Source organism: Actinoplanes sp. NPDC026619 (assembly GCF_040638295.1).
Classification (GTDB): Bacteria; Actinomycetota; Actinomycetes; order Mycobacteriales; family Micromonosporaceae; genus Actinoplanes.
The window spans coordinates 40,349-52,029 of the sequence record NZ_JBEZYA010000049.1 but is presented as its reverse complement, the minus strand read 5'-3'; the positions used below and the strand labels follow the sequence as shown (position 1 = coordinate 52,029).

10 protein-coding genes and 2 pseudogenes are annotated in these 11,681 nt (G+C 68.9%); 9 read left to right on the top strand and 3 right to left on the bottom strand.

Annotated features, from left to right (window positions below; all coding sequences use genetic code 11):
* Positions 1 to 664: pectinesterase family protein (locus AB0E90_RS49460; protein WP_360420433.1), on the bottom strand; the 664-nt coding region annotated here is incomplete at its 3' end.
* A gap of 706 nt (positions 665 to 1,370) precedes the next feature.
* On the opposite strand from AB0E90_RS49460, the gene AB0E90_RS49455 reads away from it, so the two are divergent.
* Together AB0E90_RS49455 and AB0E90_RS49450 are read left to right on the top strand one after the other, a co-directional pair.
* The gene (locus AB0E90_RS49455) at positions 1,371 to 2,267 is read left to right on the top strand and encodes an ABC transporter permease (RefSeq protein WP_360420431.1); all 897 of its coding nucleotides are present in this window, start codon (positions 1,371 to 1,373) and stop codon (positions 2,265 to 2,267) included.
* A 345-nt stretch (positions 2,268 to 2,612) separates the two neighbouring features.
* Positions 2,613 to 2,933: pseudogene (locus tag AB0E90_RS49450) on the top strand (discoidin domain-containing protein); the annotation flags it as partial.
* Positions 2,934 to 2,991: 58 nt separating this feature from the next.
* Here the strand turns inward: AB0E90_RS49450 and AB0E90_RS49445 are convergent.
* Positions 2,992 to 3,182, bottom strand: a pseudogene (locus AB0E90_RS49445) (RICIN domain-containing protein); the annotation flags it as partial.
* 525 nt (positions 3,183 to 3,707) lie between these two features.
* Here AB0E90_RS49445 and AB0E90_RS49440 point away from each other — a divergent pair.
* Entirely contained in the window at positions 3,708 to 4,769 is a 1,062-nt protein-coding gene (locus AB0E90_RS49440) for a GGDEF domain-containing protein (RefSeq protein ID WP_360420437.1), read from the top strand.
* On the opposite strand, the gene AB0E90_RS49435 is transcribed toward AB0E90_RS49440, so the two are convergent.
* Complete coding sequence (locus AB0E90_RS49435) at positions 4,736 to 5,686, bottom strand: LysR family transcriptional regulator (RefSeq protein ID WP_360420429.1); 951 nt, start codon at positions 5,684 to 5,686, stop codon at positions 4,736 to 4,738. The two genes, AB0E90_RS49440 and AB0E90_RS49435, sit on opposite strands and share 34 nt — an antisense overlap.
* A gap of 139 nt (positions 5,687 to 5,825) precedes the next feature.
* Here AB0E90_RS49435 and AB0E90_RS49430 point away from each other — a divergent pair, with 139 nt between their 5' ends.
* From AB0E90_RS49430 to AB0E90_RS49405, 6 genes are all read left to right on the top strand, one after another.
* Positions 5,826 to 6,395 carry a TetR family transcriptional regulator gene (locus AB0E90_RS49430; RefSeq protein WP_360420428.1) on the top strand — a complete coding sequence of 190 codons (570 nt, stop codon included), beginning with the start codon at positions 5,826 to 5,828 and terminating at the stop codon, positions 6,393 to 6,395.
* 92 nt (positions 6,396 to 6,487) lie between these two features.
* Entirely contained in the window at positions 6,488 to 7,933 is a 1,446-nt protein-coding gene (locus AB0E90_RS49425) for an MFS transporter (protein WP_360420426.1), read from the top strand.
* A gap of 28 nt (positions 7,934 to 7,961) precedes the next feature.
* A complete protein-coding gene (locus AB0E90_RS49420) occupies positions 7,962 to 8,957 on the top strand; it encodes an amidohydrolase family protein (RefSeq protein WP_360420424.1) in 996 nt (331 codons plus the stop codon).
* A 1-nt stretch (position 8,958) separates the two neighbouring features.
* Positions 8,959 to 10,413, top strand: coding sequence for an LLM class flavin-dependent oxidoreductase (locus tag AB0E90_RS49415; protein WP_360420422.1), 1,455 nt, complete (start codon positions 8,959 to 8,961; stop codon positions 10,411 to 10,413).
* Positions 10,410 to 10,925 carry a flavin reductase family protein gene (locus AB0E90_RS49410; protein WP_360420420.1) on the top strand — a complete coding sequence of 172 codons (516 nt, stop codon included), beginning with the start codon at positions 10,410 to 10,412 and terminating at the stop codon, positions 10,923 to 10,925. The genes AB0E90_RS49415 and AB0E90_RS49410 overlap by 4 nt, the downstream gene beginning before the upstream one ends.
* An 89-nt stretch (positions 10,926 to 11,014) precedes the next feature.
* On the top strand, positions 11,015 to 11,656 hold the full coding sequence (locus tag AB0E90_RS49405; RefSeq protein WP_360420418.1) for a helix-turn-helix domain-containing protein: 642 nt from the start codon (positions 11,015 to 11,017) through the stop codon (positions 11,654 to 11,656).
* Positions 11,657 to 11,681: the final 25 nt, after the last annotated feature.

Genomic DNA, 11,681 nt, shown 5'->3' with positions numbered 1-11,681 from the left:
TGCTGACGATCTCCCGGTAGGTGCCGGCCTTGATGTTGATGGTGGCCCGGCTGGCGTTGTTGGTAGCGACCGCGTTGACCGCGGCCTGCACGGTCGCGTACTGCCCGGAGCCGTCTGCCGCGACGGTCAACGTGGTGCCCGGGTTGCTGGTCGGGCTTGTTGTGGGGCTCGTCGTGGGACTGGTGGTCGGGGTGGAGCTGCCGCCGGCGTATGTCTCGAACTCGGCGATCCGCGGCGCGCTGGACGCGCTGGTGATGTCGAACGTGAGCTTCTTCAGCGACGTCGAGGAGAAGGAGATGGTGCTCGGGCTGCCGCTACCGCTGGTCAGGACGGCACCGGTGTCGGCGTTGAGCAGTCGCCAGGCACTGATCGAGCCGCCGCCCGAGGCCTGCACGATGACGGCCGAGGACACCGTCGTGGCGCTGCTCCACTTGACCGAGACGTAACCCGTCGCGCTGGCCGGCGACCAGTAGGTGCTGGTGCTGCCGTCAATGACGTTGCCGTAGCTGGTGCCGCCGGCCTTGCTGGAGCCGTCGGCGCCACCGCTGAGACTCAGGTTGTCAGCCGCCGAGGCGCTGGTCAGCGGCAACGCCACCATGATGGCGGCGACCGCGACTCCGGTGGCCCCGGCGGCGATCCATCGTGCGATGGGTGGTCGTTTCATCTCTTTCTCACCTCGTTGTCGAGAGCGCGTCGCGTGATGGGCTGACCACAGGAAAGCGCTTTCCTGGAGAATAGAGATGTGTCGATGTGATTACAAGAAGATGTCCGGCTTGCGGCGGGACGCGGGGCACGGAAGCACACCATCGGGCGGCGACTGGCTGGTCGGGCTCCAGCCGAAGGACTGCTACAACGCTTGGCGGCCAGTGCCACCGACACCCACCGCATGTTGCGAGTTTGGAGTCGGTATTTTTCGGCACCTGTGGTCGTTTGAATCCGGACACACGCGTTCCAGGCCTCAGCCGGTGCGTATCTCCGTAGACGTACCCGTCTCGGGAAGACTCGTGGTGCAGCCTGCCCAGTTCCGCGTAGCGCATGAGCGCGGCCGGATCGTGGTCCAGCCGCTCGGTGACCTCGTGGACGCCATGCCGACGGCCAGCAATGTCGACGCGATTCAGGTGCCGGATCTGGTGTGGCCCGATCGCCCGGACCTTCCGGCCAGAGCCAGCTGGTTGAACCGGTCCGTGAGGCTATCTGGGCATATCGGCTGCTCGACGGGTCGGCATGCGCCAGAACGTGACCGTTGCGTCCTTTTGCTGATCCGGCTATGTTCGGAAGGACGTCGATACGGCGCCGTTACGTTGTGGGCGACCGAACCGCGGCGCTCCCCTGAAAGCCCTAGGCCCTCAAGGCCCGGATCGGAGGTCCCCATGAGCAAGGCGATGGTGGCCGCAGCGCACGCCAACCCGTCCTACCAGGAACTGGCTCGTCGGCATGGACTGCGTTCGACCAGCGTCCTGCCGAGTCTTCCGGCCTACATCCGGCAGGTATGGGCAAACCGGCACTTCGTCGCGGCCTACGCCACCGCCAAGGTCTCGTCGGCACTCGGCAACACCCGGCTCGGGACGTACTGGCAGGTGCTGACTCCGCTGCTCAACGCGGCGGTGTACTACGTGATCTTCGGCGTCATCCTGGACACCAAGGGAGGTGTCCAGAACTTCATCGCGTACCTGTGCTGCGGCGTTTTTGTCTTCGGCTTCACCCAGAGCGCCGTGCAGGGCGGCGTCACAGCGATCAGCGGCAACCTCGGGATGATTCGGGCCCTGCACTTTCCGCGGGCCGGCCTGCCGCTGGCCGTGGTGATGGCCGAGGTACGTAACTTGATCGCCTCGATGACCGTGCTTATCGCGATCGTGCTGCTCACCGGCGAACCGGTGAACCGGCAATGGTCGCTGCTGCTACCGGCCCTGCTGCTGCAGTCGGTCTTCAACGCGGGGCTGGCCATGTTCGTGGCCAGGCTCGGCTCCACGCTGACCGATATCAAACAGCTGATCCCGTTCGTCATGCGGATCTGGCTGTACCTGTCGGCGGTGCTCTATCCGGTCACCCGGTTCACCGAGCAAGTGCACGGCTGGCAACTGCGGCTGATCGAGGCCAACCCACTTCTCGTCTTCATCGAGCTGACCCGGCACGCGCTGCTGGAGGACGTGACGCTCGCCGGGCCACCTCGACTACTGTGGTTCGAAGCCGTGTGCTGGACGGCGATCGTCGGGCTCGGTGGATTCATCTACTTCTGGCGGGGAGAGAACACCTACGGCCGCGGCTGACACGCCCAGCGAGTACTCGATCAGTGCCCCCGGTGCTGGACTGCCTGCCCATGCCACTGCGCATCATCGTCGCCCGGGCCCCAGCCAAGGACCCGGCCGAGCGGCGGACGGCCCGGGAGTTGCTCGACCTGTTGCTGGCGGCCAGTAAGGCTTCCGCCAAACCAGAGAGTACGAGCGACGCGCCCTCGGCCGGCTCGATCAGCCCGGCCGCCCGGCCGTCGTCCTCGCCGTCGCGGCAACCGACCGCGAGGCCGCGACCAGCCCCTCCCGGCCGCGCTCTCGGCCGCGGCCGGGGCGAACGCCCCCGGTCGCAACCTCGCGCCGGACGGCACGGCCACCGCTTCGAGCATGGAGGGCTCGGGCCTCGCCCGCCAGCCGGCGTACGCCATCGACGGAGACCCGGGGACACGCTTGAACAGCGCCTTCAGCGACCCCCAGTGGTTGCAGGTGGACCTCGGCGCCCACTGGCAGATCGGCGAGATCCGGCTGAACTGGGAGAACGCCCACGCCACGGCATACCGGGTGGACCTGTCGACCGACGGCACGACCTGGCAATCGGTCTACAGCACCAGCAGCGGACAAACCGGCGAGTTGATCGTCAAGGTCGCGAAGCTCTCCGCCCGGTTCATTCGGATGTACGGCACCCAGCGCTCGACCGGCTACGGCTACTCGTTGCTGGAGCTCGAGGTGCGCGGAGCGCGGTTCCCGGTCAGGCCGCCGCGGTTCAGCGCTGGTTGGCCGCGGCCGTACACGTCCACAGGATCGCCGTGGTGCCGTTGGCGGTGGGGCGGGGTTCACGTCCAGGCAGAGGCCGGAGGCGACACCGCTGATAGTGCCGTCGGCGTTCACCGTCCACCGCTGGTTGGTGTCGCCGTTGCAGTCCCACAACACCGGCACCGCCCCGGCGGTCGCGCCGATCGAGCGCCCAGCAGCGTCCTGTCGTCCGGGCGAGGCAGGAGACCGTCTCAGGTTCCACCGGCTCGGGCCGATTACTCAGCAGTGAAGGGCCGACTCGTGATCTCGCTCGGTGCCGCGGTGGCGGCCGGGCTGATTCTGCAGTGGGCGTTGTCGGCGCTTCCCCATCGAGAGGCCGGAGTGTTCGCCTCTGTTGCCGTGCTGGCGGCGGCCGGGTACTCGGCGCGGAATTTTCTCCGGGCGAGCCGCACCACCGACGGACGCGTCCGCGGTGCCTGCCTCACCGGCATCGCGGGAGCCGCCGTTCCCGCCTTCTTCGCCGGGGTGCAGGCCCTTGCCTCGGCAAGGACCGGGGCAACCCTTCCGGCCTGGTTGATCGTCCTGTTTCCGGTTCTCGTGATCGGGCCGGTGGCCCTCCAATCGGTCCTGCTGGCACCGCGGGCCGGTACCGGCCTGGCGAGGGCGATCCGGGTAGTCGATGTCACTTCCAGCAGCGGTGCGGTCTTCGGACTCGCCTGGCAGTTCATGTTCGTTCCGGTGATCGGCAAGCTCCCGGACGGCATTTCGCGGATTGCGCAACCGGTGGTGCTCATGGTGATCATCGGGGGTTCCTGGGCGCTCGTCTCGATCCTCAACACCGGCCCCGCCCGAGTCGGCTACGCGCCGCACCTCATCGGATCGGCGCTGATCCTGTACGCGGCCGGTGGTCTGCTCAATCTGCGCAGTTACGCGAACGGAGAACCGCCGTACGGGAACGGAAGCGCGGCGCTCGTACTGATCGGCACCATCCTGATCGCTCTGGCCGGTACGAAGTTGAAACCAGGGTCCGAACCGCCGCGGCGCCAGCAGGCTCCATTCGTCTGGATGCTGGTTCCGTACCTACCGGTGGTGGCGTCGTTCACGGCGGCCCTCGTGCTCGTCCTCCGTTCCGGCGACGGCGGCGTGAGCAAGACCCTGGTCTGCGTGCTGCTCGGAACCAGCACCCTGGCGATGGCCCGCCAGTTGCTCGGCCTGCTGGTCATAAGGGACCAGGCCGAACACCTCGACCGGCAGCGCGAGGCTCTCAACCGCCAGGCGCACCACGACTCGCTGACCGGATTGCCCAACCGCGCGGCGTTCCACGCGCGGGCGGCCGCGGTGCTCGCCACCGCAGACGCGGATCACCTGACCGCCGTCCTGTTGCTCGACCTGGACGGCTTCAAGCCGGTGAACGACACCTTCGGGCATGCCGCGGGCGACGCCCTGCTGATCGAGGTCGGCCGCCGGCTGACCGAGGCGGTCAGACCGGAGGACACCGTCGCACGCCTGGGCGGTGACGAGTTCGTCCTGCTGCTGCCCGGCCTCACCGACCCAGGGGGTGCGGAAGCCACCGCGCTTCGTCTGCTCCACCGGATCGCCGAGCCGATCCGGGTCGGCGACGACACCGCTGCAGTGACCGCCAGCATCGGCATCACCGTGGCCCGCGGTTCTGGGCACGACCTGGAGCCCCTGGTGCGGGAGGCGGACATCGCGCTCTACTCGGCCAAGGCATTCGGCAAGAACATGTTCCGCCGCTACGAGGAGGCCTGGTCCGTCTCCTCCTCCTGACCCCGGTCTTCGAGGCTCCGGCCGGCGGCCACGGCGAGATCGCGCAGCCATCGGTGGGCCGGGTCGGCGGTGTGTGCGGGGTGCCACCACAGCGTCTCGGTGACCGGCGTGGCCGGAATGGGCAGTTCGAGCATCCGCAGACCGGCGGGAACTCCCAGCGGCCCGAACAGGCCCGCCTGGACCAGGGCGGCCCGGTCGCTGCCCGCCACGGCAGCGGGCAGCAGGTGGAACCCCGCGACGATCAGCTCGACGTCAGGTTCGATGCCGTACGAACGGAAGCCGGCCAGGACCGGACTGTGCTGTTCCAGCAGATGGTGGATCACCCAGCTCATCCGGCGGAGATTGTCGACGGTCAGTGCTCCCCCGGCGACCGGATTGTCGGCCGAGACGAGGCACATCCAGCGGTCTTGAAACAGCGTGACACCGGGGAAACCGTCGACGGTGACGCCGCGCGGCAGGATGAAGCCGTCGACGCCGCGCGCCGCGGTAGTCATCTGTCCGGCCGATGACTCGCCGCCCAGCGGGGCGATCCGGAGCCGGGCGCGCGGGGCCCGCGCGCGGATGGCGCCGGCCAACGCCGGTCCGAGCCGGCCCGCCGCGTAGTCCGAGGCGATCAGGACGAACTCCCGTTCGCAGCTGGCCGGATCGAAGTCCTGCGCGGCCGTGAAGGTCTGCTCGACCAGATCCATGGCTGCGGCGGCCGACGCCAGCAATCCGGCTCCGAGCGGCGTGAGCTCATAGCGGTTGCCGACCCGGATGAGCAGTTCGTCGCCGTAGTGCCGGCGCAGCCGGGCGAGGGCCTCGCTCATCGCGGGCTGGCTCAGCCCGACCCGCTGCCCGGCCCGGGTGACATTGCGTTCCGCGAGCAGGGCGTGCAGCGCGGTGAGCAGGTTCAGGTCGATGCTGGTGGCCTTCATCGAGTCTCCCGGATCACTGGCGCTGCGTTGTGTGCCGACCATGGTGCCTGACCGCCGCCGATGGCGACCCCTTTACGATCGGGTCGTGCCCGGGCCAGAGAACTCGTCAACGCGACCGCGCAACCGATCGGACCGGCAGATGGCCGAGAGCGCGGCCTTCAAGGCGACGATCGTGCGGGCCGCCTCCACCGCGTTCGCCGAGCGCGGCTACGCCCAGACGACTCTCGACATCGTGGCCCGGTCCGTCGGCCTTACCCGTACCGGAATCCTGCATCATTTCCCCTCCAAGGAGAGCTTGTTCCGGGCCGTTCTCGATCAGGAGCGGACCTGGGCGGAGGGGCAGATCGACGTGCCGCCCCGGCCCGGCCCGCTCGGCCCGATCCGGGAGCTGGAGGTCTTCCTCGGCGCTCCCCGCCGTGCCACCACGCCGCTTCGCCTGATCCACGTGCTGGAGGGCGAGGCACTCGCGGGCAACGCCGTCGCGGCACAGTACGTCACGGAGCGGATGGGTTACGTGCAGGCGGAGATCCGGCGCCGGCTCGAACGGTGCTGGGACGCCGGCGAACTCGCCGCCGACGCCGATCTGGCGGTCCTCACCACCGTGATCGCGGCGACCATCAACGGCTTGCAGAAGCTCTGGTTGTTGCACCCGCGCACGGATCAGCGCCCGGCCTTCCAGCGCTTCGTCGATCTGCTGACGACCGACTGACCATTCAGTCGGTCGGTCGGCCGTCCTGGCAGGTAGCAGTCTTGCATATCTGCAGCTCAGGGTCATTTCTGAGGGCGTCATCGGTCGCGCCAATGGCGACGATCGGCAGGATTGATTTCTCAACGGGGTTGTTCGCTGCGACAGTAATCACACCGCTGCGGACCCCCTTCCGCAACGACCGCGTAACGCGAAGGTCATTCACCCGCGTCACTGCATCCGGCCCATCTTCGCGCCTCCGGAGGACCGGTCCCATGACGGCAAATCTCGATCCTGTCACCCCTTACCGGCCACCGGGCGTTCCGGAAGCCGGCAAACCACGCCGAGTCGGCACGGCATTTCTGGTCACCTTCGGCTTCGCCAATCTCGGCCTGTGGATAGCTCTGCTCACGCCGGTCATCGTCTCGCTGCAGCTGAAGATCGACCAGATCGCCCCGGACAACCGGGAGGCCGCACTGTCGCTGACGCTCGGCGTCGGCGCCGTGCTGGGCATGCTCTCGAACCCGATCTTCGGACGGCTCAGCGACCGCACCACCTCACGCTTCGGCATGCGGCGGCCGTGGTTGATCGGCAGCACCCTGGTGGCCGTGGCGGGCGCGGCCGTGGTCGGCGCCGGCCAGACCGTCGCCGTCGTGACGGTCGGCTACTGCATTACCCAAATTGCCCTCAACGCCCTGATGGCAGCGATGATGGCGCTGCTGCCCGACCAGGTGCCCCCGCACCGGCGCGGCTCCGTCTCCGGATTCATCGGCGTCGGCCAGGCTCTCGCCGCCGGCATCGGTGCCGGCCTGGCGAACGGCCTTTCCGACCACCCGATCGCCATGTTCGTGGTCCCGGCCATCATCGCCCTCGCCTTCGTGCTCGTCCTCGCCATCAGCCTCAAGGACCGCCGGCTCGACCCCGCCGAACGTCCCCCGCTGAACTTGGGCGAACTGGCCCGCAGCTTCTGGGTGAACCCACGCCGGCAGCCGGACTTCGCCTGGGCCTGGGTCAGCCGGTTCATGATCTTCATGGCGATCTCGTGCGTCCTCAACTACCAGGTCTTCTACCTGAACTCCCGGATGGGCCTGTCGACCGACGAGGCCGCCGAGGTGATTCTCGGCGGCATTCTGGCCCAGACCGCGGCGGTGATCGCCAGCAGCAACCTGGTCGGCTGGCTGTCCGACCGGTTGGGACGGCGCCGGCTCTTCGTCTGCGTGTCGGCACTGATCGCCTCGGGCGGACTGCTCACCCTCGCGGTAGCCGACAGCCTGCCGCAGTTCTATCTGGCCATGGTCCTCACCGGGCTGGGCCAGGGTACCTACTTCGCCGTCGATCTGGCGCTGGTCACCGATGTGCTGCCGGACAGCCGCAACGACGCCGCCAAGGACCTCGGCGTCATCAATATCGCCAACACGCTGCCGCAGTCGCTCGCGCCGGCCATGGCACCGGCCCTGCTCGCGCTCGGCGGTGGGGACAACTACACCGCGCTGTTCGTCGCCGGCACGGTCTTCGCCGTCCTCGCCGGCGTCAGCATCCTGAAGGTCAGCGGCGCGCGCTGAAACCCCGAACCGATCCCGGAGGCATTCTTTGAGAATCGACGTGCACGCCCACTACTGGGCCGCCGCCTACATCGACCGGCTCGTCGCGCTCGGCCGCCGAGACCTGGCTTTCGCCGGCCGGCAGGCCGATGACCTCGACCAGCGGGTCGCCGAGATGGACAGCGTCGGCGTCGACGTGCAGATCCTGTCGGCCATCGGGCTCAATACCGAGGTGCCCGATCCGGCGGGAGCCACCGACGCGGCCCGATGCATCAACGACATCTACGCCGAGATCGTCGACCGCTACCGCGGCCGGTTCCAGGCGTTTGGGAGCGTCCCGCTGCCGCACGTCGACCGAGCCATCGCCGAGACCGACCGGATCCTCGGTGAGCTGCGGTTTCCCGGTATCGCGCTGCCCTGCACGGTCGACGGCCGGCCGCTCGACGACCCGGCGTTCGAGGACTTCTGGGCCAACGCCGCCCGGCACAACGCCGTGGTCTACGTGCACCCGGTCGGATCGAACTCGGCCGTACATCCCGGCCTGGACTCCTGGGGACTGCACACCGCGTACGGTTCGCCCCTGCAACTCGCCACCGCCGCCACCCGGATGGTCTTCTCCGGGCTCACCTTCCGCCATCCGGGCGTGACGTTCATCTTCGGCGTGTGCGGCGGCATCCTGCCCTTCCTGTGGCCGCGGCTGGAACGCAACCTGCGCCGCGCGTTCGACCACAGCGCCGACCGCGCGGTCGGCCCCGGCTACTTCGACTGGGTCCGCGACCTGCCCCTCGACCCCGCCGACCCGATGAGCGCGTTCCGGCGCTTCTACTACGACACCAGCACCCAGGAGACCCCCGAGGCGATGTTGCTCGGCAAGCAGACCTTCGGCGTGGACCGGATGCTGCTGGGCAGCGACGCCATCTTCGCCTCGCTCACCGAGGCCGTCTCCTACCTGGAGACCTCGCCCTATCTGAGCGCCGAGGAGAAGACCGACATCCTCGACCGCAACGCCCAGAAACTGCTCGACCTGCCCACCCCCCGGAGCTGACATGTACATATCCGTCTTCATGGGACCGATCTCGCTCGGGCCGGCCCAGGACAAGCCGAACATCGACCTGTGCCTGTCCCAGGCGGCCGCCGCCGCCGAGGCCGGCTTCGCCATGGTGACCTTCGGCGAACAGCATTTCAACAACTACGAGCCGTACAGCAATCCGTTCCTGATGGCCGCCCGGCTTGCGCCGGAGCTCGGCGGGACCTGGTTCGGCACCACGATCGTCCCGCTGGTCTTCCACCATCCGCTGCGGCTGGCCGAGGACGCCAGCGTCATCGACCTGCTCACCGAGGGCCGCTTCATCATGGGCATGTCGGCCGGGCGGGTGGGTTTCTCCCCCGACTTCGCCAATTTCGGTCTCGACCCGGAGCGCCGCCACGAGATCTTCGCCAGCAAGCTGGCCATCCTGCGGCGCGCCTTCGTGCACACCGCCGACCAGCCGCCGCTGGTCATGGACACCCCCTGGGACCGCGGCGCGCTCAACGGGCGGATGATGCCGTACTCGTACCGGGCCGGCGGTCCGCTCATCGCGGTCGGCACCAACACCGACACCACCATCAGCGAGTACGCCGCCCAGGGCGTACCCGTCTTCCTCGGCCCTTGCCTGCCGCAGGATGCGGCCCGTAAGTTCGCCGCCTACCGCGACGCCACCGCGGCAGCGGGCCACGACGCCGAGACGCTTCTCGGCCGCAGCCTCGTCACTCGCCACGTCATCGTCGGCGCCACCGAGGAAAAGGCCTGGGAACGCGCCGAGCTGATGGCCGGGCGCAACCCGATGATGGACCGCAGCTCCGACACTCGCTCGCTGCGCGAGCTCTCCGAGGTCGATCTCTCCGACCCCGCAGCCGTACGGGATCCCGCGAACCGCAACGCGGTACACGTCCAGTCCTGGATCATCGCCGGCACCCCGGACACCGTCGTGCGCCAGATCAACGAGTACGAGAAGGCCGGGGTCCCCCAGTTGCTCACCCGCTTCACCGTCGGCGCCTACAACCCCGCTGAGATCGGTGCCTCGTTCCGTTTGTTCGTCGACGAGGTCATGCCCCAGATCAACGCCACCCGCTTCCCGGAACTGCGCGACGACGAGATCCGGCCCGAGCACCGTCCCGCACCGGCCGCGACCATGTCGGCGGAGTCGGTCCGCAACGACGTCGCGGCACTGGCCGGCCGCTGGAATGCCGTCATCGCCACACCGATGGGCGATCAGCGTGTCGTCCTCGACCTGGCGGTCGACGCCGCCCAGGTGACCGGCACGGCGACCCAGAACGGCGCCACCGTGGCGATCGCGGACGGTTCGGTGGGCGCGGACGAGGCACAGTGGACGGTGACGGTGACGGCGCCGTTCCCGATGACCCTCAGCTACCGGGTCCAGGCCGCCGGCGACACGCTGACGGGCAGCGTGCAGGCCGGCACCTTCCCACCGTCGCGGCTCACCGGCGAGCGCGCCGGATGACCGCGCAGATGATCGGCAACGATCCGGGCGAGCTCGACCGAGCCCTGTTCCGGCGCGTCATGGCGCACTTCTGCAGCGGTGTCGTGGTCGTGACGGCGGACGCCGCACCGCATCCGGTCGGCCTGACCTGTCAGTCGTTCTCGTCACTATCGCTGGAGCCGCCGCTGATCCTGTTCAGCGTGGCGCGCACCTCGCGCAGCTGGCCGGCCATCCGGGCGGCCGGAAAGTTCGCCGTCAACATCCTGCACGCCGGCCAGCGCGAGCACAGCCAGGCCTTCGCCGTCAGCGGCGGCGACAAATTCGCCGGAAGCAGATGGCGGCCCGGCCGGCACGGCACCCCGCTGCTCCCCGAGGCCCTCGCCCACATCGAATGCCGGTTGGAGGCCGTCCACGACGGCGGCGACCATCACATCGTGATCGGCCGGGTCCTGGATCTCGACGGGAGCGACGAACCCCGGGATCCGCTGCTGTACTTCCGCAGCGAATACCGCCACCTGGGCGACCCGATCTGACCGCTCACCGATCATGAAGGCCGGCCGGGGCGGGTGCCTGGCTGACAGACAAGTGGACGACACCTTCCACTTCTGGCTACAGTGGCGATATGACCACACCGGGCCTGCGCGTCGACGCCGAGCGCAATCGTCAGCGCATCGTCGCCGCAGCCCGCGAGGCCTTCGCCGAGTGCGGCCTCGACGTGCCGATGGACGAGGTGGCCCGCCGCGCCGGGGTCGGTGTCGGCACCCTCTACCGGCGCTATCCGACCCGCGCCGACCTGGTGGCCGCCGCGTTCGAGGAAAAGATGCAGGCATATGCGGAAGCCGCCCGGGCGGCACTCGCCGAATCCGACCCGGGCGCCGGCTTCCGCGCTTACGTCGAGCGCGTCTGCGGCATGCAGGCCGACGACCGCGGATTCACCACCGTGCTGACGATGACGTTCCCCACCGCCAAACGCTTCGAGGCCGATCGCGACCGGGCCTTCGCAGACTTCATGACGCTGATCGACCGCGCGAAGGCGGCAGGCGCACTGCGCACCGACTTCGTCGCCGAGGATCTCGTCATGCTCCTGATGGCCAACGCCGGCGTGCTGACAGCCACCGCCGACGCCGCACCGGAGACGTCCCGCCGCCTGATCGAGTACTTCCTTCAGGCGTGCGCCGTCGCGGCGGCGCGGCCCCTGCCGGAACCGCCGGCGCCACGGCGCATGTACCGCGCCATGCTCCGCTTCGCCTCACCCAAACGCTGAGTCCACCCGAAGGCCGCACCACGAG